A 21,668-nucleotide genomic window follows, 5' to 3' on the forward strand; every position below is an offset into this window, starting at 1 on the left:
TATGTGATAAAGTGAAACTTTAATCAGGGTGGTATCCATCCCCCTCTGATTATTAGCCCTCGCCAATCAGGCTTTTACGGGCAGCCCGACTCCACCTAACTTCTTTGTCCCAGCTTAATTTGGAGGTGGGAGTCTTACTACCTGCTAACGCGGGATAAATCAATTTAAAAAAACATCACTTTTGATTAAGTGATGTTTTCTATTTATCTCTTACACTATCATTAAATCGGCAACATAATCTCAACAGTCGTTCCAACTCCAACTTCACTTTCAAAGTTCAATTTACCGTGGTGATCTTTAATAATTTTTTCCGTAACTACTAATCCTAAGCCTGTTCCAGTTTCTTTCGTTGTGTAAAAAGCTTCATTTAGCTTCGGAATTTTATCTTTCGGAATGCCGCATCCCTCATCTATAATTTGAACAATGATCACATCTTCCACTATAACTTTTACAGTAATAGTTCCGCCAACTGACATTGCTTCAATCGCATTTTTTATTAAATTAAAAAATACTTGTTTCAATCGTTTTTCCTCACATGTAATTGATGGTATATCTTTACTATAAATAGCATGCATTTTTATCCCTTGTTCTAAAGCTGGCTTTTCCATAACCCTGATAACATAAGAGATGATTTCTTTAATATTATGCGTTTCGGATTCTACCGATTTAGATTTCTCAAACCCATTTAGCTCTGTAGCAATTGTATGAATTCGCTCTACTTCCTGTCTCATAATTTCACTATAAATTTTATCTTCTGGATATTTTTTCGCTTGCTTATTCACGAGTTTTTTCAATTTTTCTAACGGTCTTCTAATCTTATCGCCAATTACTGTCGCCATTTTCCCAACCATTGCTAATTTCTCTACATTTCGTATTTCTTTATCCATCATTTCAAGTGTACGAACGTAAGATTGGAATCTTAAAAATATAATCCAACATATAATAACAAACACGCTATATAATGCTATTGGGATAAGAACAATAAAGGATTGAACAACGAATCCCATAAGTGCATATTTTCCAACAATAGTTCCGGCAACTAACCAAAAGTACCTCTTATTCACAAATATCGGTGCAAATAAAATAAAGAATCCTTCTACTATATTCCCGCCATCAAATTCCGCATCACTTCCGTAATAAATAATGAAGTTATTAATAAAATCCAATATATTATAGCCAATTAAAATAATATACTTCACAATATACGGCTTTTTCCATTTCATAAAATAAAGTCCTATAAAGAATAATCCAACCATAAAACTATATAGCCATAAACCTAATCCTTCTCCAAAAGCATCTGCTAGTTTTTGATTTTTATCTGATAAAAGGACAATAACTTTTTCAGCAAAATCATACGCAAAAAATATAACGAAGAATAAGCTTAAAAATATTATTAATGCCTTTATCTCTTCTTTTTCAAATATATTGCCTTTTTCCATATGATAACTCCTTTAACAACACCTCTTAATCTTGTGTCACATTGCGCTCACATTTTTTCGGGAGCAGTATTTCTACTCTCGTTCCTTTCTTTACTTCACTAGAAATGTGTAATTCTCCAAGATGCTCTGTCACAATTCGCTCTGCTACCGTAAGACCTAATCCAATTCTATCTTGCTTCGTTGTATAAAAAGCATCCTTAACTCGTCCTAAATTATCCTTTTTCATCCCAAAACCACTATCTACTATACTTACTATTACATAATCTCTTTTTTTATTTTCAACTTGTATTTTTAATGTTCCGCCATGTTCCATTGCCTCTAAAGCATTTTTAATAACATACAAAAATACTCCTTTTAATTTGCGTTTATCACATTCAATTTCACTTCTATTTTGTTCTTCATTAAAGGTGCAATTTATATTTAACTCGTTCATTTTTCCGCGCATGTTTTCTACCGCTTGTACTAAAACATCACTTACAATGTGTTTTTCATAAACAGAAGGTTTACATGCAGCAACCTCCATTAATTCACTAATCATATTATTCATATTTTCGATTTCGAGAATCATTTGTTCATATGTTGCATCTTTTTCGTGTTTCTCTTTTTGTAATTGCGTAAACCCTTTTAATGAAGCAAGTGGGTTTTTAATTTCATGTCCGACTGTCGCTGCCATTTTTCCGATAACCGCCAATTTTTGTGACTGACTTGCCTCTGCAATACGTCCCTTTACTGCTGAAAGATATTGTAAAAATCGATTTAAAATAATAAATGACACGAAAAGTAACACCATATTTATAACAAGAGACATAAACAGGTTAAGTTCTCCAAATACAAATAGGTATATCATATATTTCCCTATAAGGAATGGCGCTAAGACAAATAAATATCTTTTACTCAAAAAGATCGGTACGAAGAAAATGAAAATATATTCAATTACATTCCCTTCATCAAATGCTATTCTATTATGAAAAGCATACCATCCAATATTAAAAGTCTCTGCGATCATGTATGCAAATAAATATGTATATTTAACTAAATATGCTTTTTCTCTCTCAAATAAGTAAACACTAATACCTAATATAGCCATAATATATGCAAGCTTCCATATCCCTTTATGCCAATTTGCTAAAGGCATTGTATCTTCTAATATAATCGCGTATGCAACCTCGTATACAATTAAAATAACATGTATTACCCATAAGAAAATCTTAGCGTTTTTCTTTTCTTCTTTAGCTGATAGAAAACTCTCTTCCACTTCAACACCCCTTCAAAAGAATACCATTTATTATAATAAATGATTTTCATAGACAAACAAAGATAAATTGAACAAATGAGGAAAATCAATCCATAGATAATATACTTCCCCACACCATATGTAAGCATAAAAACCATGAACAATAATACGTATAATATGGGAGGTGCTTTATATGGACGGTCGTGAAAATAAGAAGATAGAACAGTTACAATCCTTTACGAAAAACAATGAAGGAAAAGAGATGACAACGAATACGGGTGTCAAAATTTCAAATGATGAAAACTCTTTAACCGCCGGCGATCGTGGTCCTACACTTTTAGAAGATTTCCTGATGCGAGAAAAACTCGCTCATTTTGACCGTGAACGAATTCCTGAAAGAGTCGTTCATGCCCGCGGTTACGGAGCACATGGTGTTTTTGAGCTATATGATTCTTTAGAAGACTTAACAATGGCTCATTTTTTACAAGACCCATCTAAAAAGACACCTATTTTTATTCGTTTTTCTGAAGTTGCTGGATCAAAAGGTGCAAATGAAACGAACCGAGATGTACGAGGATTCGCTGTTAAGTTTTATACAGAGGAAGGAAATTTCGATTTAGTGGGTAATAACATTCCGATTTTCTTCATTCAAGATGGTATTAAATTTCCGGATCTTATTCATGCTCTTAAACCAGAGCCACATAATGAGATTCCCCAAGGACAAACAGCACACGATACTTTTTGGGACTTTATCGCCAATAATCAAGAATCAGCTGCGATGATGATGTGGATTATGTCGGATCGCACAATTCCGAGAAGTTTTCGAATGATGCAAGGGTTCGGCGTTCATACATTTCGTTTAGTTAATACGCACGGAAAGTCACGATTCGTAAAATTCCACTGGAAGCCAAAGCTTGGTGTTCACTCGTTAATTTGGGATGAAGCTCAAAAACTAGGCGGCGCTGATCCAGATTATCATCGCCGTGATTTATGGGAAAATATTAATGCCGGAAACTACCCTGAGTACGAACTTGGCGTTCAAATTTTAGAAGAAGAGGATGAATTTAAATACGATTTCGATATATTAGATGCAACAAAAATTTGGCCGGAAGAAGACTTCCCTGTTAAGATCATCGGAAAAATGACGTTAAACCGAAACGTTGATAACGTATTTGCGGAAACAGAACAAGTCGCACTGCACCCTGGAAGCATCGTCCGCGGTATCGATTTTACAAATGATCCTCTCTTACAAGGTAGACTATTTTCTTATACAGATACACAATTAGCACGCGTCGGTACAAACTATCAAGAGTTACCGATTAATCGTCCGGTATGTCCTTTTCATAACAATCAAAGAGATGGTGCGTCTAAATATATAATTGATAAAGGAAAAGTCGCTTACCATAATAACTCTTTAGCTAATAACTCTCCCTTTACTGTACCTGGTACGAAAGGCGGTTTCGTTACATATCCTTCTACTGTTTCTGGACATAAAACAAGAGAAACAGCCGCTAGTTTTAAAGACCATTTCTCACAAGCCCGTTTATTTTGGAATAGTATGAGCCACGTCGAAAGAATCCATATTATGCAGGCCTTTTCCTTTGAATTAGGAAAAGTAAAAAGTAAATCCGTTCGCCAACAAGTCGTAGGTATGATTGGTCATATAAGTACAGAATTAGCTACTTTAGTAGCTGAAGCAGTCGGGGCAACAGTGCCAAATGTTCAAGAATCAAATGTTACAAAATCCTCACCAGCACTAAGTATGGAACATACAACATTCAGCCCAAATACATTACGAGTAGGCGTCATTGTCGCAAACGGATATGACGGTCAAAACGCACAATATATTATAAATCAATTCAAACAAGCCGGTCTTCAGCCCGTTATTATTTCCGAACGATTAGGTTTTGTGCAAGGCTCTCAAAATGGACAGTGGGAAGTGAATGATACTTTCTTAACAGGATCACCGCTTCTTTATGATGGGCTACTTCTTATTGGCGGAAATATTGATGATCATTTTCTTAACAAAGCAAGTTCATTTGTCGTAGAATCGTATAATCACTTTAAGCCAATTGGCGCTTTCAAAAATGGAAATACTATTATTCAATCTTTAAACATCGAAGGAAAACCTGGCGTTATAACAGAACAAAACCCTACCTTACTTGCAAATGAATTTATTCAGGCAATGACAAAACAGCGATTTTGGGAAAGAGCCTATTAAAATACATGAGGAGGATACGTCATGTTCGTTACAGTGGAAAAAGATGTACACATTTTTGTTGAGGATATTAACCCAGGCCCTGGAAGTAAACCTGTCTTCTTCGTTCATGGCTGGCCTTTAAATCATCAAATGTACCAATATCAATTTAATATCTTACCACAACATGGTTTCCGCTGCATCGCCATGGATATACGAGGAAACGGACAGTCTGATAAACCATGGACTGGTTACACTTATGATCGTTTAGCTGATGATATCGCAATTGTATTAGATGCACTTCAAATAGAAAATGCTACGTTAGTCGGCTTCTCAGTCGGTGGCGCTCTCTCTATTCGGTATATGTCACGATATAATGGGCGTCGTATTTCCAAACTTGCATTAGTGGATGCTGTCTCTCCTTCTTTCGTGAAAAACCAAGAATCCCCTTACGGCGTACCGAAAGAACAAGCAGATGCTCTGATTGCTCAAATGTATGTAAATTTACCTAAGTTTCTAAGTGATGTATCTTTATCATTTTTTAATAGAAACTTAGGAGCTGCCACGTTAGAATGGTTTTCTTATCTCGGTATGCAGTCCGCTTCTTATGCTCTCATCAAAATTTTGCAAGCCGCTGCAAACGAAGACGTAACGAAGGACTTAAGTAAAATTAACGTCCCAACAAAAATATTCCACGGTGTTCACGACCAACTCATCCCTTATAAAAGTGCTGAGCTAACAAAAAGAGCGAATTAAAAACTCTGAACTATATCCTCTTACAAATAGTGGCCACGGCTCTCCAATCGATCAAGCGGATGAATTAAATAAGGAACTGATAAAATTTTTAAATTCATAGTTCCTTTACAGTAAAAAAAGAATTTGCCCTTACGGCAAATTCTTTTTTCTTAACTACCTTTTGCACGAGCAAATTCCACATATGACTTATTCTTCTCTTCCATTAAAAATAAAACGATAATGCGGAAAAAATGAAGAGTTGGAACAATAGTCATACAAAGAATAGATAAAAAATAAACACGCTCATCGTTAAACGCATAAATACTAACAACTCGAAATCCTGTTTGTTTATCAATCCACACAACAAATAATTGTAGACTAAAAATTAATAATAAATCTGGAACTGATTCTATTAAAATTAAACAAATTGTCCAATTATATACTAGATGAAAAATTCACACACTTCTCACAAATCAATTATTAAAACGACTCTATTTTAATTTATACTAAATGTACAAGTAATACTCCCTAAACCTAGCTTGTCTGGTTATCCCGTTAAATACTATGAAAAAAGAACTTGTATCGTATACAAGTTCTTTTTTGTCGCCTATTCAAATAATATATCCTTACTATATTGCTTTCCGATGAGTAAGTCATATTGAATAAACTCATATTGCTTTAACATTTCTTTTTGTTTTTCTGTTAAACTTTTTATTGCTTCTCCGTCTTTTCCTATCTTCAATTCATCACGAAGTACGGGAATTTCTCCATATAACTTCGATAAAAATTGATAGAATGGTACCTTATTTAATCCAGCATAATCAAAGACAAGATTTGAAAAATAGATTGGACTTACTAAACCTAAATTGTCATTTGGCATATCAAAATTTGCATACATTAATAACGGCGTTTGCGCCATCGCTAATCGTTCACTTGGCGTTTTTTCATTTGTTATATAACCAGTCTCTTTATAAAGAGATTTATTTGTTCCTAGTGATGGAAGATGGTCCCCAAAGAATACTAATAATGTAGGTCTATCTAAATTATCTAGCTCCTCTATTAAATATTGAAGAGCTTCATCTGAACGTCTTAACCCTTCTGTATAAGTCTCTAATTCAGCCTTCGACTCTTCATTTTCTAATCCACTAATCTCTATTTGATTTTCACCAAATCTTCCTTCTGTAAATGGAAAATGATTTTGCATCGTAACTGCATGAACAAACGTAGGTTTCTTTTGCTTCTCTAATTCAGCTATTATCTCTTTACTCATAGATAAATCGCTAATATAATCTCCATCAACTTCTACATTTTCCATCGTATCTTGTGCATTAAACTTATCAAACCCTAACACTTTATATACATCATCCCGTTTAAAGAATGAGCGACCGAACGAATGAATTGCACTTGTGTAATACCCTTCTTTTTTCAAAGCTCGAGGAATTGATGGAATTTCTTTCTTATTTGTAACAACTTGCTGATACGGTATAGATCCTGGTTTTAACAAACTCATTGAATAACTCGTTAATACCTCAAATTCAACGTTCGCAGTATTTCCTCCAAATGCAGGAGAAATAGTTTGTCCACCAGGAAAACTTTCTATATAATGATGCAAATTAGGTAAAGGATCTTCACTAAAGGACAGGTTCGTTAACTTCGTTGGATCCCAAAACGATTCACTCATTACAAAAATAATATTCGGTTTCTCTTTTTGCTTCTGCGCCCCTATATTGCTACTATATTGTTTCTTTATATCGTTTGCTATTTGAAGCATATTTTCTTTTGAATAATCTTTCGGCTTTTCAATGACTGTCGTATCTAAATTACTTATAAATCCTAGCACAAAACCATTTGAAGCATAATTTTCATTTTGATTCCACAAAATGAACTCTATACCTGACTTTTGAAACCATTTATTCATAAACGTATCCGTAAAATTACCATACACATATAAAATAAAAACGGATCCTATTATAAATAGAACTCGTACGCCTGCATGAACTTTTACATTTTGAATATACTTCCTCACATACATACCCGCCAAAATACAGACAACAACACTTACAATAACGAGAAGAATATAACCCCAACTAAAATAATCCATCACCATTGGTATAACAGATTGCATATGTCCAATCTGTGTAAAATCAGAAGGATATAGTGGGTCTCCCCTAAAAACAATTTTGAAGTGATTTACAATAACCAAAATGATTAGCAAAATGCTTGTCAAAATAGTACTCAAAAAAACTTTCCCAAGCACGTTATACACCAAAACATATATCGCATAAATTACAATTAAACTAAATATAAACTGTGCGTTATAATTGTAAACCCAATTCAGTGTATTTACGAGATTCATATTATTTTGCGTGAAAATAAAAAGCAAAGTAACCACATGCGCTACTAAAAACATTCTAATATAAATCCTAATAATCCGTTTGAATTTATTAACAATATCTTTATTCAAATGCGCAACATACAATAGTACAATCCACAGCAAAATTGTCATTATACTTAAGACAATTTTTTGATTTAACATATCTTTCATCGTATCTAAACTAAAATATTTTAAAATCAAGAAAAGTGTGGGTATTACATATAGGGTTACTAGGCCACTTAACATCGCTGAAATTAATATATTTCTTCTTGGCTGATGAAATGAAAAATTACACCTCAATTCATTCCCTCTTTTCTCTTTATTAATTTCACCCCGCACCGTAAAAACAGTTTCTATTAAGATAACATACTTCATGCATTTCGTCTTCACACTGGATTCTACTATAACTGTAGTTTCTTAATTCTCCCTTAATCAACAGTTAATTTTTGGAATACCAACTATTCATTCTTAAAAAACTAAATTCCTTCATTCCACTTTATGATATAATAACTATGTTTTGGAAAACCTTAATACTAATAGGGTTTTATCATGAAAATACGAAAGAAACAATAAAAAAGGAGATGCTCATTTTTGCTAAATAAGTTTAAAAATCTACCTAAAGCGGTATATGCAATTTTGGCGCTTTCTTTCCTACTGCACGTTTTTTGTCTAGTAAAACAGCCAGGATTAGATGGAGAGTTAGTCAAAGTAACATATGGTGCAAATGATGCGTTCAACTATTCGTTAACAGCTGAACAATTATTAAAACATGGTGTATTTGGCTATGTTTATTTAGAACCTAGTGAAGTGCCTGGAAAAAATGCATACATCACACCAGGTCAGCCGCTATTATTAGCTGGTGCTATGATTATTTCTGATGTTACATCACTTCCTTACTATTACGTAGCAACTGTTATTAATATGATACTAAACCTTTGCACAGTGTTATTAGTATTCTTAATAGGGAAAGAGTTATTTGAAAAGAATATTTATGGAATTGTTGCGGGTATTTTATATGCTATTTATCCAAGTAACTATACATACTTCCGTACATTACTAACAGAAGTTCCTTCAATATTCTTATTATCGTTAAGCGTGTATGTATTTGTTCTCGCATGGAAATACAATAAAACAAAATTCCATATATGGTTTGGAATTGTCGTTTCCATTTTACTTATGTTCCGCCCAAATCCAGCTCCAATGATGCTCATTCCTGTTCTTGTCGTCTTATTCACATATGGATTTAAAGACTCAATTCGAATTGGATTATTATGGTTCATTGGCCCGTTCTTTATTATCGGTGCCTGGGTTGTTCGTAACTATTTAGCGTTCAATCAATTTATCTTATTCTCAACCCAAGGTGCAGACCCATTAATTGCCGGTGCAGATCCATTTAACAAAATTGGCTATGAAAATGTAGTTAACCAAATGAAAGCCCAGGGCTTAGATGATAAAAATGCATACGCAAAAGATTTAATCAAAAATGGATTTAAAACGGACTTCACATATTGGTTCTCTTGGTTCACTGTCGGTAAAACAATTGAGTTATTCAAAACAGCTCCTGCTGTAGACCAATACCGTATTCATAACTTTATACAAATGTGTCATAGAGTCTTTATCATCGGTACATTCTTGAGCAGTTTCTGCTTCATGCTAAATTCATTTAAGCATAAGCGCGTTATGATGCTAGTAGCAAGTTCTGTTATTTACATCATCTTCTCAAACTTATTCTTAGCAATTAATCGCTACGGATTTTTCATTAACCCTCTTATGTGCTTAATTCTTGCATACGGGTTAGTTTACGCTGTGCAGAAGCTTCCATTTTTCCGCACTAGCCAAGCATAATAAAAAAAGAGGTCGTCCAAAAATGGACGACCTCTTTTTTTATTTATCCAACACTTTGAACACGGCCAATTTGTCCATCTTGTAATCGAACCTTAATTCCGTACGTATGTGTTTCCGTGTTTGTTAAAATATCTTTCACAACACCGCTCACTGTTTTACTATAATCTTTATCTAATTGAATAACTACATGTGAACCAACCGAAATTTGTGATCTTGTCGGTTTACCACCTGTTGCTTCTGTTGTTTTTTCTTGTTTTTGTGTTCTCTCTTGTTGTGCAGACTGTTGTTGCTGAATCTTCTGTTGCTCTTCTTGCTTACGTTTTTCTTGCTCTACTCTTTGCTGCTCTTCTTGCTTACGTTTTTCTTCTTCTACTCTTTGCTGCTCTTCTTGCTTACGTTTTTCTTCTTCTACTCTTTGCTGCTCTTCTTGCTTACGTTTTTCTTCTTCTACTCTTTGCTGCTCTTCTTGCTTACGTTTTTCTTCCTCTGCTTTTTGCTGCTCTTCTACCTTCTTATCTTCTTCAACTTTCTTCTCATCTATTTTCTGTTCTTCCGATGCTTTCAGCTTTTCCTCTTCATCTTTACAAGCTGTTAAAACCACTACACATAAGCCCGTAAGTAAAAATAATAATAATTTCTTTAACATTAAAAAATCCTCCTATATATACATTACAAATAATGACCTTTAATAGAATAACAAATATGTATAAACCCCTTTGTCGTAATTTGTCGTATACATTGGATTTTCCATGTAACACTACATGCTACAAATAGAAAAGAACCTGTCATATGACAGGTTCTTTTCGTTATTTATTAGGATACGATGATTAGCATGTTTACTATACAAGAGGAAGCATCCATATTTTCCATATGATACTTACGATTACTATAAGTACAAAATCAAACAAATCTAATCTCGGACCCTTTTTCATAGTCATGTCTAGCCACATATGAATCCATTTCATTTCCTTATATTTATGAATATTTTTCTTTGCGAATCGGTAAGTGAGCACTTGCATGATGTAAATTCCAATTACACAAATAAGCAATAAGATGAGAAATTCAAACACAAAATTCCTCCCTATTTTTGAAGCGTTCTTTCTACTATATGGTTCTTCAAAACCCATTCCTCAAACTGAGCACTTCCAAACTCCCAGCTCAAATCACGAGCATGTACAGAAAAAACGTAATAACCAGCATATTCGTCCATAAACCGACCTGTCTCTATCTCCTCTTTCTGAAGACCGTATACTCCAAAATTAAAATACACATCCCACACGTCTTCATGCTTCCTCTTATAAGCAATCGATTCCATATCACATTCAGTTCCGAAATAATCAAGATGTAAATGTACGCTATCATCGTATTCGTAATCCATTTTATCACCCCTTATATTTGTACTTCTTTATTACCCGAAAAATTCCTGCTATCTATACTCACATATGGGCACTTACCTACATATTATGCTTGTAGATTGACTTCTAGGAGGTGTCATATAGTGAAAAAATTAATAACCGTTTTTTGCATCATGTTACTAGCTGTTTTCACATTCGCTGCTTGTAGTAGTACAAAGGAAAGTACGAAAGAACAAGCTCAAAAAATTCGCGTTGGCGAAGTTACACACTCTCTTTTCTACGCACCATTATATGTTGGAATTGAAAAAGGATTTTTTAAAGATGAAGGCTTAAATATTGACTTACAAACAACAGCTGGCGGAGATAAAACGATGACCACCCTTTTATCTGGCGGAATTGATATTGCTCTCGTTGGTTCAGAAACGTCTATTTATGTTCATCAACAAGGAGCAAAAGATCCTGTCATTAATTTTGCACAGCTTACACAAACAGATGGCACATTTTTAGTTTCCCGTAAAAAATTAGACTCTTTTAATTGGAACGACGTAAAAGGCGTTACGTTTTTAGGACAGCGTAAAGGCGGCATGCCGCAAATGGTTGGTGAATACGTTTTAAAGAAAAATGGCATTGACCCTCGCAAAGATACGAACTTAATTCAAAATATCGAGTTTGCTAATATTGCAAATGCCTTTGCATCTGGTACGGGAGAATTTGTACAGCTCTTTGAACCGACTGCAAGTATACTTGAAAAAGAAGGAAAAGGTTATATCGTCGCGTCTTTCGGAGCTGAATCTGGTACTGTCCCTTATACAACGTTTATGGCAAAAGAAAGTTTCTTAAAGAAGGATAAAGCTGCTGCTGAAAAATTCACGCGCGCACTATATAAAGCGCAGCAATGGGTTGATACACATAGTCCAGAAGAGATTGCCGATGCCGTTTCACCACTATTTAAAGACACTTCAAAAGACATTTCAGTAAAAGTAATTGAGCGCTACAAAAAACAACATTCTTATGCGACAAATCCATTATTAGATGATGCAGAATGGAAACAACTCCAAACGATTATGAAAGAATCTGGTGAATTACAAAAAGAAGTTCCACATGAAGCGCTCGTCAATACAAAAATTGCCGAAAGCGTTATTAAGAAATAGAGGCGAAGTGTATGAGCTTTTTACAAATACGTAACGTTTCTCACTGCTTTTTTGCAAAAGAAAATGCCAAACTTATTCTTGAAGATATGAGTTTGCAAGTAGAAGAAGGCGAATTTATTTCAATCCTTGGTCCAAGTGGTTGCGGAAAAACAACGCTCCTCTCCATCATCGCAGGGCTACTTGATCCAATTGAAGGTATCGTATTTTTAGATGGTGAACCGATTACAAGTAAGACCCCCTCTATGGGCTATATGCTCCAGCAAGATTACTTGTTTCCGTGGAAAACAATTGAAGAAAATATTATGCTCGGACTTCATATTCGGAAGGTTTATGATGAAAATACGAAAGAACATACATTAAAGCTTTTAAAACAAGTCGGCCTATATGATATAGAACAGCAATACCCTCGTGAACTATCCGGTGGTATGCGCCAACGTGCTGCACTCGTTCGAACATTAGCGACCGACCCAAAAATTTTATTGTTAGATGAACCATTTTCCGCTCTTGATTATCAAACAAAATTAAAACTAGAAGATCTCGTCTTCACATTACTACGTAACTATAAGAAAACATCCCTACTTGTGACACATGATATTGAAGAAGCAATTGCGATGAGTGATCGTATTTATTTACTGCAGGCGAACCCTGGAAAAATCGCAAAAACATTCATCGTCCCAGAAAGTATCCGTTCCTTATCGCCTTTAGAAGCACGCCACCACCATGACTTCCCATCCCTCTTCCAAGAAATATGGAAGGAGCTGGAACGACTTGGATAATATAAAACAACTACATGAACAGTTTCGAAAAAAAGAAAGACAACATGCATGGTTAGCTCGCTCTTTACAACTTGTACTTCTTGTTCTTTTCTTTGCACTATGGGAAATAGCTAGTAAAAAAGAATGGATTGATCCTTTACTCTTTAGTTCTCCTTCAAGTATTTGGGATCTCTTTTTAACGAAATGGATTGACGGTTCACTTTGGGTCCACATATGGACGACATTACTTGAAACAGGAGTAGGTTTTATTCTCGGAACTGTACTTGGAGCTATTATTGCTACTCTCCTTTGGTGGATGCCACTTTTGGCCCGCGTACTTGATCCTTATCTCGTCGTCCTAAATGCAATGCCAAAAGTTGCACTCGGTCCAATCATCATTGTTATTTTCGGTCCAAATATTTCATCCTCTATCGCAATGGGGGTAATCATCTCTATCATCATTACCATTCTCGTTATTTACAGCGCATTTCAAGAAGTCGATTCCAACTATATTAAGGTCATGGACACATTCGGCGCAAATAAATGGCAATGCTATAAGCACGTTATTCTCCCTTCATCTTTCCCTGCAATTATTTCAACGTTAAAAGTGAATGTTGGCTTATCATGGGTCGGTGTTATTTTCGGGGAACTCCTCGTTTCTAAACAAGGACTTGGCTATTTAATTAGCTACGGATTCCAAGTCTTTAACTTCACACTCGTCTTGCTCAGTGTATTGCTCACTTGCGTCCTCGCAACTCTTATGTATGTATTTGTCGAGGCATTTGAAAAACTCCTTATTGGAAAACGAAAAAAAAGCTGACTTAGAGCGATATGCTAGAGTCAGCTTCTTTCTTCTACCTTTTATCACACATTTTCGAATCATCTGCAATATTCCCATTAGCAACCGTAACTGTATGGAAACAATCTTTCACACGCACCGTAACGACATTATCTTTTCGATCAATAATATGATAATCATTAAACTCTTTATTTAATGCACTACGAATTTGCTCCCCTTCAAAAATCGGAAAACCGTGAGACATTACCCAAATGAGACCAGCAACAGCAAGAATCGTTTTCATACGTTTCATTACCTCCTCGAGAGTAAACTTATAGCCCCTATACTATGCGCATTATAATTGTGTCTAATTTGTGACGTTTTTATACTAATTCTATTTTAATGATTCAGTTCCTTCTTCTTTTTTTAAAAAAGACAGAATTTTCAATTTTATCAACATAAAGAAACGCAAAGAACTATAATTCTTCACGTTTTCCCTTGGCTAAAATATATCGAACACATAATTCGCATTAGTGTCCACTTGGTTGTTCTATCGTTTTCGAAACATCATATAATCCCGCTAACACTTCCGCTCTCATTTTTACAAGCTCGGGGAATTGATAGAAGAAGATAATTTTTTTATATTTTAATTCTGTTCCTTCTTTCACCTTTTTTGAATCTTGTAAAATAAACGCTGTAAATGTATCCGCAATATCCTCTGCCACATTTGTCGTCCCATACAGTGAAACAAACTCACCATGCTTTTCCTTAAAAAATTCAATTTGAGCTTCTTCGCTTTCTTCCACTTTCTTTTCTGTCCACTCCTGGTCAATTGGTTTCCAGAAAGAATTATAAAATTGATTTATATAAGAGCTCTCCTTCGCACATCCTTCTTGTAAGAAAAGAGATTTACATTTATTTTGGTATGATGAAATATCTTTATCTTCTTCAAAAGCCTTTAAGTACTTTTCATTTACTGGTATTTGTTTATGTCCCAGCGTTAATACGTGAGCCGTCTCATGTATTAATGTTTTCATCACTTGATCGATATTTACTGCAGAATCAAGCGTATCTAAACTAATGGTCCACTCTTTCGGATACTCCATACTCGGCATAACATGAGCCACAATTCCATCGTATCCATCTGTTACCATATCAAACTCTTTTATGTCAGTGCGATACTTAGCAGGAATAAGCGTGCTATACATCTCCCATAACGATTCATGATAATCCCTATCTTGACGTTGCTTTAATACTTCTTCTTTCGCGTCCTTATCCTCCGCAAAAGCCTTATTCAATCGTTTGCGATCTAGTTTATCGAAATAAGGATCTACAATTTCATCACCATCGATATAATAAGAAGCTAAAAAGAAATAATTTTCATCATCCTTTTTTTTCATTTCTGCTTCTTTCATATCGTTACTTGAATGTCCTTCTAAATCATAATCCTCTAGTACTTCAAGTTCTGAAAGTCCATCTATCTTTTTATATACTTTTTGAAGTGTTTTATCACCTATTTGTGTGCATTCTTCTGTCGTTTCGCACACATCTTTTTTCTCTCTTTTCGAAGTTTGCTCCGACATATCACATCCAGCTACTAAGCCCGTTGAAATCATAAAACACATTAACTTGCCATACAGTTTCTTCATACGCACCTCCATTATTCCATTCTACAAAAATATCATAATCATTTTTTAACGAATATGCGATAATTAATTATAAAAGCTGTATGGAGGTTTCCCATGATTCGAGCAGTCTTATTTGACTTAGATGGAACACTATTAGATCGTCGCCAATCTCTAGAGCAATTTATTCGCGATCAATATAATCGCTTCGCCTTTCATTTGATAAACATAAAAAAATTCGAGTATTGCTCTCGTTTTCTCGAACTCGACAATAATGGTTACACGTGGAAAGATAAGGTATATTCCACTCTCCTTTGCGCATACAACATTACCACTTTAACGCAAGAGCAACTGCTGCACGACTACATTACAAACTTCCAACATCATTGTATTCCTTTCCAAAACATGCATGAACTACTTCAACAATTAAAACAGCGAAACATTAAAATTGGTATTATTACAAACGGCTTTACTAAATTTCAGATGAGCAACCTTCGAGCACTAAACATACATACGTATACAAACACAATTTTCATTTCAGAAGCAGAAGGAATGAAAAAACCACATCCTGAGATTTTCGAACGAGCTTTGCAAAAGCTAAACGTAAAAGCAGAAGAATGCCTTTACGTTGGAGACCATCCAGAAAATGACGTAATAGGGGCTGAACAAATAGGCATTCTTGGCGTTTGGAAGAGAGATTCATTTTGGGGTGACTTTGAACATTCACGTGTGGTGGATGATTTATTAGAGGTGCTTTCGTTTTTAGAGGTGGAGAGAAAAACAAGACAATAGTAAATGAAACTTCACTTTATCAGCGATTCAACAAGAAACATCGGCTTACCGACAAAAGCTGACAAACAAAAAAGAGGCCATTTTTCAAAAACGCCTCCTCTTCCTTTATTATTCATATACTGTAAACTGCGGTTTGCTCGGATGATCTTTAACTAGCGCATCATCTGGAAACTTTGAAACTTTTTTATATAAAGCAATGTCACCGATACAACCTGCTGTTAGTAGAATCCCTAAAAATGAGAGTGGCTCCAAATTCATAGATAATCCCAATACAATTGGTAAAATTCCAGTTGGTAAAAACGGAAGCATTAACACTGTCTTCATTTGCTTTACTGTAATCACCTGTTTAGAATGAGCATATGCAGCACCTAATTTCCAATTGACGCCCCATTTTAGTTCACTCCACGGAACACCTCCGATATAACGAAATCCAATTAAATGTATTGCCTCATGAATACAAACGAGGATAATCATTCCAATAATCAAAAGAAACATAATCGGCAATGTAATTTCAATTTGAAACTCGCCTGAAAAAAGCGCATGTAAATAACCAATTCCAATCGCCAGAGCGAATATTATAAAAAATGAATAAACATTTAATTTAACCATTGAAACAGAGACAGTTGTTTCTTTTCTGTTATCCACCTTTTCACCTCCTAAAATGTAAATATACCTTTGTGAAATTGTATAATATATCTAAAACAATATGAAGATGTATTTACATTCATTCTTACACATAAAAAAAGAAACCGGCCATTTTACTTCGTAAAACAGCCGATTTCTTCTATATGTTTCATCGTACGCGCTAATACATCATCGCGCATAATAAAGCTAAATTTTCTATCAGTTTTAATATTATCAGGAATGTCTTTTAATAAAACAGACCCTTTCGTTTCTTCGTAATGCGTATGTTGCTCTACTGCACTAATTGTTGCAAAATAAATGTTTTTAATGATTATTTTGTCTTTTCCGGATACTTTGTATTGCCCTAAGTAAGTTAAATCAGAAACTATGCCGCCGGTTTCCTCATGAACTTCTCGAACTGCCGCTTCTTCCGGTGTTTCCCCGAGTTCTACTTTACCACCTGGAAATTCAAGACCACGGCGTAAATGATGCGTTAATAACCATTGATCCCCGTACCGGCATACAACCCAAACATGCTTTGGCTCAGGAGAAAATGGGTAACGTTCAAACGATAATTGTACAGTGTTGTGGTAATAATCTTTAAATTTGTACATGCCATTACTCCCCTATTGATGATTACAAGTTTTTCCTACCACAAATTGTAGCATATTCTCGCTTTTCTGCATAATATTATCCAATTACAATCCATTGATTATTCCCATTTGTGCGACTAATTCTTTCGTTTCATGATTCCCTAGATCATAAATCATTTTATATGCTTTTTGTAGTTGTTCATCATATCGATCATTATTCGAATCGTGATGATACTCAACGAATGGAACGTGGGAGCGTACATACGAACCTAAGTCCTCTTCATACGCTTGATCAAAATACTCTCTTAACTCCGTAATCTCTTCGTCATTTGCATAAATTTCAAAATTATACGTATCCGCCGTCTTCACTTGCGAAATTTGACCATTTCCAACTGATATATAATATGTTTTTTTATTCTCCATGTAACACCCTTCTTTCATCCTTTTAATTTCTATTGTTTTCATCAATTACAAAATTATGTAAAATAAAAAAAGGAGGGATTTCATGCTCAAAATATTAATTATCGGCATTATAATCGTACTGATCGTATTAGTACTCTCCGTTATGACGATTAATAAAGGCTATTCTTACAAACATTCGATTGATAAACCAGAAGATAACCCTTATACAAAAAACAGTAAAGAGCATTCATAATATACTACGCATTTTAATCGCACTCAGTGTCATCATCATATCCGCTATTAGTTTACTGACAGGTCAAAATAACTTTCTACCACTTTCACAATTTCTATTAGGAGCTTTAATGTTTCTCATCGCAATTGAGCAAATAAAAAAGAAGGATTCAGGAACCGGATTTATTTGCATTGTTGCTGGTGCTTTCATTTGGCTTGTTTTTATCATTACCTACATAAAATAGAGGAGGGTCTTTTATGCTGAAAGGATTACGGATTACTTTATCACTTATTGCTTTATCTATAGCAATCTATAGCTTTTTTACTGGTAATAGGGAAATCATGCCTTATATGTTCATCTTTTTAGGGGGGATGGCTTTCATTATTAGTATAGAGGAAATCTTAAAACAGCAAAAAAGTGGTAGCATACTTGCTCTGTTAGCAGGAGCTGTTGCTTTATTTCTTGGCTTCTCAGAAATATTTCGATAAATAGTCTATTTAAAGGAGGAATTCGATGCTAACTGGAATACGCTATTTTTTCATGCTTCTCACAATCTCTCTTTGCACTTATTCTCTTGCTACCGATAATTTCACACTTCTCCCATACATGCAATTTGCTCTCAGTTGTTTCTTTATTCTTCTAGGAATTAATGAACTGAAATCCGGAAGAAAATCAATGGGTATCTCGCATTTTTTCGTTTCTATTCTTATGCTCTTCATTGTAATATCGAACTACCTTCGTTACATGTAGAATGAAACTTTAAATACCAACTACGAACTGTTATTACATTGAAGGCTAATTTAAAACTACAAGAAGATAGGTGGTAGTATGCTAAAAACATTTCGCATCATATCCGCTCTTATTGTCATCTCTCTCGCTCTATATGGAATATCTACAAACCCGCTTGTTACGATGCCCTATATGCTTATTGCCTTATCTATTATGACTTTCATCATGAGCGCAGAAGAAAAACAGAAAGGAAAGAAAGTACATAGTACACTCTCCTTCTTTTCTGGCGTATTTACTTTAATCGTCGCTATTATAATTATTATCTCCAGGTAACTAACTCTTTCTACTTAAAAGGGGCTAAAATGCACATAAAACAAATACAACTAATCATCGTTTTTATTACTTTGATTCTATGTTTATACAGTACATTTACAATGCCATACAAATCTTTTCACCTACCATTTGTATGGCATTTTAGTAGGAATTGAGATGATTCAAAAGCAGTAAAAGCAAATTGGAGCTATTAGCATCGGTTTAAGTATGTTTACCATTATTTTTGTCATTCCATTTATACTGTTCTTCTAAAGGAGGATTTCATGTTAAAAAACATTCGAATTATAATAGCGACTATCGCTCTTATTCTCGCCCTATTTAGCCTCTTTTCAAACTTCTCTATGCTTTTACCATTCGTATTTATCCTTTTAAGTATTATGTTTATCCTTTTTGGAATTGATGAAATAAAAGAGCGGCAAAAAGCAAAAGCATTTGTTTATTTTCTCGGTTCTGCCTTTATTTTATATGTTGGGGTGTCTAGTCTACTTTCATAAAAAAAGAAGAGCAGATTTTGCTCTTCTTTAACTCACTACTTTCAATCCAATAATCGTCCCCATAATCCCAACGATACAAATAATCCGAAAAGCGTTTTTAGGTTCTTGAAAGAATAAAATACCGACAACTGCTGCCCCGAGCGTTCCGATTCCAGTCCAAACTGCATATGCGATGGATAACTGAATTTCTTGAAGCGCCATCGTTAAAAATTGAAAACTAATAATAAAACCACCTATTAAAATAATATTATTCGTCCAACTATTATTTTTTGCTACTTTCTTTATCCCAATTACACCGACAATTTCAAAGAGCCCAGCTATAATTAAATACATCCATGCCATTTTATTTCACCTCTTCCTTGTCGCCACTAAATTTCAATCCGATAATAAATAATGCTAATAAACAAACAAGGAAAATTTTAATAAACGAAAATGGCTCTTTAAAATATAAAATATCTACTACTATCGTTCCCACTGTCCCAATTCCAGTAAATACTGCATATGCCGTTCCAATTGGGATTCTTTTAGTTGCTTCAATTAATAGATGAAAGCTAGATAAAATTGCAATAAGTGTCAAAATACTCATCGAATTTGTTTTTAATCCTGTTGCCCAATATATTTCGATTAAGCCTCCAAATACTAAATACAGCCACGCCCTATTTGTACTAATCTCCTTTTTCTTTTTCACTTCTTCTTTTACCTCTTGTCGCATTTCTTGTTTTGAAGAGCTACGTTTCTTTTTCGGAAAAAGAATGTAAGACATCGCCCATATAAAATGAATCATAAGTACCGATGTCCAAACACTGACAATGGTATTAATAGTTTCATTTTTATAAAAGCCTATTTGTTTATTCAAAATCCATTCTTTCATATGAAGAATATAAGATCCACTTGGTAACTCTTGAGCTGGTACAAGCCCTATTACAAAAATAAATAAAAGCTGTGCAAGAATGAAAATGCTCACATGTTTATAAAAGTATTGCCGCTCTAATCGTGCGTGCTCCTTTCCATATAGCTTCTCTTTTTGCATAGCTGTCATTTATCTTCCTCCTTTTTCAAATAATACTCTACCATTTCATCTATATACTCCATTGTTTCCGAATCAAGTCCATATACTTTTGCAATCTCCCCCTCTTCAGGTCTAATTAATTCCCAATACTTATTTATTAATTGTTCATCCTCTTGAAATACGTGCATGGAAAAATCCACTACTTTTTCCGCCAATTGTTGAACTTCTGGTGAATCTACTGGTTCATTTATACGCTCACGAATTTCTCTTAATACTTGCAACCACTCTTTCGTTCTTTTATCGTTTTCTTCAAATGTTGGTAAGCCCTGAATAATCTGCTGCTCTTCCTCATTAAAATACCTTTTCCAAAATTTCTCCCTCTGATCAATTCCCTGTACGGATTTTATAAATAACATTAAATCTTCTGTTTTAAGCTCCCCTGTTAATTCAATGGAATGAAATGTTGTATATAATAGTTTTTCTAAGTCCTGTAATCTTTTTACTTCTGCTTGTATTGTTCGAATCTCATTTTGAATTGCACTTTTCCATCTTTCTTCTGAATTTCCCTTTTCCTCTTTTAACACTTTTTTTATTTCCGAAAGCTTAAAACCAAGCTTTTTAAACGTTGTTATTTGTTGCAATGTAATTACATCATCTTTTGAATAGTAACGATATCCTGACTCGGCAACGTACGACGGTTTTAATAATCCAATTTCCTCATAATATCTAAGTGTTCTCGTCGTTACATTCGTTTCTTTTGAAATTTCACCAATGCTATACTTATCCATCGTTTCCTCCTTACGCCTTATTTATCTTCACTATAAACTTTGACGTATACGTTAAAGTCAATACTCCATTCACACAAAAAACTCCTGTTTTTTAAACAGGAGCTCTCATTAATATATTCACCTACTGCCTTTCATTTCTTAAAAATGCTCATAAGTGAAACTCATTGTTTTTATATAAAATCTG

The 21,668-nt window shown here is 34.4% G+C and carries 26 protein-coding genes and 2 pseudogenes; 13 read left to right on the top strand and 15 right to left on the bottom strand.

Annotation, left to right across the window (positions count from 1 at the left end; all coding sequences use genetic code 11):
* Positions 1-221: 221 nt before the first annotated feature.
* Both MKY90_RS24355 and MKY90_RS24360 read right to left on the bottom strand, forming a co-directional pair.
* A complete protein-coding gene (locus MKY90_RS24355) occupies positions 222-1,439 on the bottom strand; it encodes an ATP-binding protein (RefSeq protein ID WP_033731483.1) in 1,218 nt (405 codons plus the stop codon).
* A 25-nt stretch (positions 1,440-1,464) separates the two neighbouring features.
* Complete coding sequence (locus tag MKY90_RS24360; RefSeq protein ID WP_341092761.1) at positions 1,465-2,694, bottom strand: ATP-binding protein; 1,230 nt, start codon at positions 2,692-2,694, stop codon at positions 1,465-1,467.
* A gap of 172 nt (positions 2,695-2,866) precedes the next feature.
* On the opposite strand from MKY90_RS24360, the gene MKY90_RS24365 reads away from it, so the two are divergent.
* Together MKY90_RS24365 and MKY90_RS24370 are read left to right on the top strand one after the other, a co-directional pair.
* A complete protein-coding gene (locus MKY90_RS24365; protein WP_341092763.1) occupies positions 2,867-4,894 on the top strand; it encodes a catalase in 2,028 nt (675 codons plus the stop codon).
* Between the two features lie 21 nt (positions 4,895-4,915).
* Positions 4,916-5,726 (top strand): annotated as a pseudogene (locus MKY90_RS24370) (alpha/beta fold hydrolase).
* Between the two features lie 49 nt (positions 5,727-5,775).
* On the opposite strand, the gene MKY90_RS24375 reads toward MKY90_RS24370, so the two are convergent.
* Together MKY90_RS24375 and MKY90_RS24380 are read right to left on the bottom strand one after the other, a co-directional pair.
* Positions 5,776-6,060 carry an ABC transporter permease subunit gene (locus tag MKY90_RS24375; RefSeq protein WP_341093296.1) on the bottom strand — a complete coding sequence of 95 codons (285 nt, stop codon included), beginning with the start codon at positions 6,058-6,060 and terminating at the stop codon, positions 5,776-5,778.
* Positions 6,061-6,212: 152 nt separating this feature from the next.
* Positions 6,213-8,279 (bottom strand): LTA synthase family protein, encoded by a 2,067-nt coding sequence (locus tag MKY90_RS24380; RefSeq protein WP_341092766.1) that lies wholly within the window; start codon positions 8,277-8,279, stop codon positions 6,213-6,215.
* Between the two features lie 291 nt (positions 8,280-8,570).
* Between MKY90_RS24380 and MKY90_RS24385 the strand changes: the two genes are divergently transcribed.
* Complete coding sequence (locus tag MKY90_RS24385; RefSeq protein WP_341092768.1) at positions 8,571-9,824, top strand: glycosyltransferase family 39 protein; 1,254 nt, start codon at positions 8,571-8,573, stop codon at positions 9,822-9,824.
* A 43-nt stretch (positions 9,825-9,867) separates the two neighbouring features.
* Here MKY90_RS24385 and MKY90_RS24390 read toward each other — a convergent pair whose 3' ends face one another.
* The 3 genes from MKY90_RS24390 to MKY90_RS24400 form a co-directional block, all read right to left on the bottom strand.
* On the bottom strand, positions 9,868-10,470 hold the full coding sequence (locus MKY90_RS24390; protein ID WP_151305078.1) for a YwbE family protein: 603 nt from the start codon (positions 10,468-10,470) through the stop codon (positions 9,868-9,870).
* Between the two features lie 193 nt (positions 10,471-10,663).
* On the bottom strand, positions 10,664-10,894 hold the full coding sequence (locus MKY90_RS24395) for a hypothetical protein (protein WP_002034470.1): 231 nt from the start codon (positions 10,892-10,894) through the stop codon (positions 10,664-10,666).
* Positions 10,895-10,905: 11 nt separating this feature from the next.
* Positions 10,906-11,202: a DUF3986 family protein gene (locus tag MKY90_RS24400; RefSeq protein WP_002034469.1), complete on the bottom strand. Its 297-nt coding sequence runs from the start codon at positions 11,200-11,202 to the stop codon at positions 10,906-10,908.
* A 120-nt stretch (positions 11,203-11,322) separates the two neighbouring features.
* On the opposite strand from MKY90_RS24400, the gene MKY90_RS24405 reads away from it, so the two are divergent.
* From MKY90_RS24405 to MKY90_RS24415, 3 genes are read left to right on the top strand one after another with little or no spacing between them, the layout of a single operon-like run.
* Positions 11,323-12,330 carry an ABC transporter substrate-binding protein gene (locus MKY90_RS24405; RefSeq protein WP_002089139.1) on the top strand — a complete coding sequence of 336 codons (1,008 nt, stop codon included), beginning with the start codon at positions 11,323-11,325 and terminating at the stop codon, positions 12,328-12,330.
* An 11-nt stretch (positions 12,331-12,341) separates the two neighbouring features.
* Positions 12,342-13,106, top strand: coding sequence for an ABC transporter ATP-binding protein (locus MKY90_RS24410; RefSeq protein ID WP_201031953.1), 765 nt, complete (start codon positions 12,342-12,344; stop codon positions 13,104-13,106).
* Positions 13,099-13,905 carry an ABC transporter permease gene (locus MKY90_RS24415; protein WP_002138764.1) on the top strand — a complete coding sequence of 269 codons (807 nt, stop codon included), beginning with the start codon at positions 13,099-13,101 and terminating at the stop codon, positions 13,903-13,905. The genes MKY90_RS24410 and MKY90_RS24415 overlap by 8 nt, the downstream gene beginning before the upstream one ends.
* A 34-nt stretch (positions 13,906-13,939) precedes the next feature.
* Here MKY90_RS24415 and MKY90_RS24420 read toward each other — a convergent pair whose 3' ends face one another.
* Together MKY90_RS24420 and MKY90_RS24425 are read right to left on the bottom strand one after the other, a co-directional pair.
* Positions 13,940-14,167: a hypothetical protein gene (locus MKY90_RS24420; RefSeq protein WP_002129567.1), complete on the bottom strand. Its 228-nt coding sequence runs from the start codon at positions 14,165-14,167 to the stop codon at positions 13,940-13,942.
* Positions 14,168-14,393: 226 nt separating this feature from the next.
* A complete protein-coding gene (locus MKY90_RS24425; RefSeq protein ID WP_016102904.1) occupies positions 14,394-15,512 on the bottom strand; it encodes a hypothetical protein in 1,119 nt (372 codons plus the stop codon).
* A 93-nt stretch (positions 15,513-15,605) separates the two neighbouring features.
* Here MKY90_RS24425 and MKY90_RS24430 point away from each other — a divergent pair, with 93 nt between their 5' ends.
* Positions 15,606-16,280: an HAD family hydrolase gene (locus MKY90_RS24430; protein ID WP_341092773.1), complete on the top strand. Its 675-nt coding sequence runs from the start codon at positions 15,606-15,608 to the stop codon at positions 16,278-16,280.
* Positions 16,281-16,388: 108 nt separating this feature from the next.
* Here MKY90_RS24430 and MKY90_RS24435 read toward each other — a convergent pair whose 3' ends face one another.
* The 3 genes from MKY90_RS24435 to MKY90_RS24445 form a co-directional block, all read right to left on the bottom strand.
* Positions 16,389-16,925: a DUF3267 domain-containing protein gene (locus MKY90_RS24435; protein ID WP_098167632.1), complete on the bottom strand. Its 537-nt coding sequence runs from the start codon at positions 16,923-16,925 to the stop codon at positions 16,389-16,391.
* Positions 16,926-17,038: 113 nt separating this feature from the next.
* Positions 17,039-17,518 carry an antimutator 8-oxo-(dGTP/GTP)ase gene (mutTA, locus tag MKY90_RS24440; protein ID WP_002015736.1) on the bottom strand — a complete coding sequence of 160 codons (480 nt, stop codon included), beginning with the start codon at positions 17,516-17,518 and terminating at the stop codon, positions 17,039-17,041.
* Between the two features lie 84 nt (positions 17,519-17,602).
* Positions 17,603-17,920, bottom strand: coding sequence for a hypothetical protein (locus MKY90_RS24445; protein ID WP_002089150.1), 318 nt, complete (start codon positions 17,918-17,920; stop codon positions 17,603-17,605).
* A gap of 82 nt (positions 17,921-18,002) precedes the next feature.
* Here MKY90_RS24445 and ytzI point away from each other — a divergent pair, with 82 nt between their 5' ends.
* The 6 genes and pseudogenes from ytzI to MKY90_RS24475 all read left to right on the top strand — a co-directional run bounded on the left by ytzI (position 18,003) and on the right by MKY90_RS24475 (position 19,687).
* Positions 18,003-18,152 carry a YtzI protein gene (gene ytzI, locus MKY90_RS24450; RefSeq protein WP_002129575.1) on the top strand — a complete coding sequence of 50 codons (150 nt, stop codon included), beginning with the start codon at positions 18,003-18,005 and terminating at the stop codon, positions 18,150-18,152.
* Positions 18,145-18,375 (top strand): DUF3953 domain-containing protein, encoded by a 231-nt coding sequence (locus MKY90_RS24455; protein WP_048517047.1) that lies wholly within the window; start codon positions 18,145-18,147, stop codon positions 18,373-18,375. Before ytzI ends, MKY90_RS24455 begins: the two co-directional genes overlap by 8 nt.
* A gap of 13 nt (positions 18,376-18,388) precedes the next feature.
* The gene (locus tag MKY90_RS24460; RefSeq protein ID WP_201056989.1) at positions 18,389-18,619 is read left to right on the top strand and encodes a DUF3953 domain-containing protein; all 231 of its coding nucleotides are present in this window, start codon (positions 18,389-18,391) and stop codon (positions 18,617-18,619) included.
* A 340-nt stretch (positions 18,620-18,959) separates the two neighbouring features.
* Complete coding sequence (locus MKY90_RS24465) at positions 18,960-19,193, top strand: hypothetical protein (protein ID WP_002129577.1); 234 nt, start codon at positions 18,960-18,962, stop codon at positions 19,191-19,193.
* Positions 19,194-19,222: 29 nt separating this feature from the next.
* Positions 19,223-19,445 (top strand): annotated as a pseudogene (locus tag MKY90_RS24470) (hypothetical protein).
* A gap of 11 nt (positions 19,446-19,456) precedes the next feature.
* Positions 19,457-19,687, top strand: coding sequence for a YczI family protein (locus tag MKY90_RS24475; RefSeq protein WP_002129579.1), 231 nt, complete (start codon positions 19,457-19,459; stop codon positions 19,685-19,687).
* 27 nt (positions 19,688-19,714) lie between these two features.
* Here the strand turns inward: MKY90_RS24475 and MKY90_RS24480 are convergent, their stop codons facing one another.
* The 3 genes from MKY90_RS24480 to MKY90_RS24490 are packed head-to-tail and all read right to left on the bottom strand — an operon-like array spanning position 19,715 to position 21,484.
* Positions 19,715-20,029, bottom strand: a complete 315-nt coding sequence (locus tag MKY90_RS24480; protein WP_002129581.1) for a DMT family transporter — start codon at positions 20,027-20,029, stop codon at positions 19,715-19,717.
* A gap of 1 nt (position 20,030) precedes the next feature.
* On the bottom strand, positions 20,031-20,726 hold the full coding sequence (locus MKY90_RS24485) for a DMT family transporter (protein ID WP_002129582.1): 696 nt from the start codon (positions 20,724-20,726) through the stop codon (positions 20,031-20,033).
* A complete protein-coding gene (locus MKY90_RS24490; RefSeq protein WP_002034457.1) occupies positions 20,723-21,484 on the bottom strand; it encodes a MerR family transcriptional regulator in 762 nt (253 codons plus the stop codon). Before MKY90_RS24490 ends, MKY90_RS24485 begins: the two co-directional genes overlap by 4 nt.
* Positions 21,485-21,668 lie beyond the last annotated feature (184 nt).

Source organism: Bacillus sp. FSL P2-0099, from assembly GCF_038007445.1.
In the GTDB taxonomy this organism is placed as follows: domain Bacteria; phylum Bacillota; class Bacilli; order Bacillales; family Bacillaceae_G; genus Bacillus_A; species Bacillus_A mycoides.

Bases quoted from the DNA above. Each gene is read 5' to 3' on its own strand.
- MKY90_RS24420 (WP_002129567.1), bottom strand. From the start codon at position 14,167: ATGAAAACGATTCTTGCTGTTGCTGGTCTCATTTGGGTAATGTCTCAC.
- MKY90_RS24445 (WP_002089150.1), bottom strand. From the start codon at position 17,920: ATGGAGAATAAAAAAACATATTATATATCAGTTGGAAATGGTCAAATT.
- MKY90_RS24480 (WP_002129581.1), bottom strand. From the start codon at position 20,029: ATGGCATGGATGTATTTAATTATAGCTGGGCTCTTTGAAATTGTCGGT.
- ytzI (WP_002129575.1), top strand. From the start codon at position 18,003: ATGCTCAAAATATTAATTATCGGCATTATAATCGTACTGATCGTATTA.
- MKY90_RS24475 (WP_002129579.1), top strand. From the start codon at position 19,457: ATGTTAAAAAACATTCGAATTATAATAGCGACTATCGCTCTTATTCTC.
- MKY90_RS24425 (WP_016102904.1), bottom strand. From the start codon at position 15,512: ATGAAGAAACTGTATGGCAAGTTAATGTGTTTTATGATTTCAACGGGC.
- MKY90_RS24400 (WP_002034469.1), bottom strand. From the start codon at position 11,202: ATGGATTACGAATACGATGATAGCGTACATTTACATCTTGATTATTTC.
- MKY90_RS24460 (WP_201056989.1), top strand. From the start codon at position 18,389: ATGCTGAAAGGATTACGGATTACTTTATCACTTATTGCTTTATCTATA.
- mutTA (WP_002015736.1), bottom strand. From the start codon at position 17,518: ATGTACAAATTTAAAGATTATTACCACAACACTGTACAATTATCGTTT.
- MKY90_RS24430 (WP_341092773.1), top strand. From the start codon at position 15,606: ATGATTCGAGCAGTCTTATTTGACTTAGATGGAACACTATTAGATCGT.
- MKY90_RS24365 (WP_341092763.1), top strand. From the start codon at position 2,867: ATGGACGGTCGTGAAAATAAGAAGATAGAACAGTTACAATCCTTTACG.
- MKY90_RS24485 (WP_002129582.1), bottom strand. From the start codon at position 20,726: ATGACAGCTATGCAAAAAGAGAAGCTATATGGAAAGGAGCACGCACGA.
- MKY90_RS24465 (WP_002129577.1), top strand. From the start codon at position 18,960: ATGCTAAAAACATTTCGCATCATATCCGCTCTTATTGTCATCTCTCTC.
- MKY90_RS24410 (WP_201031953.1), top strand. From the start codon at position 12,342: ATGAGCTTTTTACAAATACGTAACGTTTCTCACTGCTTTTTTGCAAAA.
- MKY90_RS24490 (WP_002034457.1), bottom strand. From the start codon at position 21,484: ATGGATAAGTATAGCATTGGTGAAATTTCAAAAGAAACGAATGTAACG.
- MKY90_RS24390 (WP_151305078.1), bottom strand. From the start codon at position 10,470: ATGTTAAAGAAATTATTATTATTTTTACTTACGGGCTTATGTGTAGTG.
- MKY90_RS24355 (WP_033731483.1), bottom strand. From the start codon at position 1,439: ATGGAAAAAGGCAATATATTTGAAAAAGAAGAGATAAAGGCATTAATA.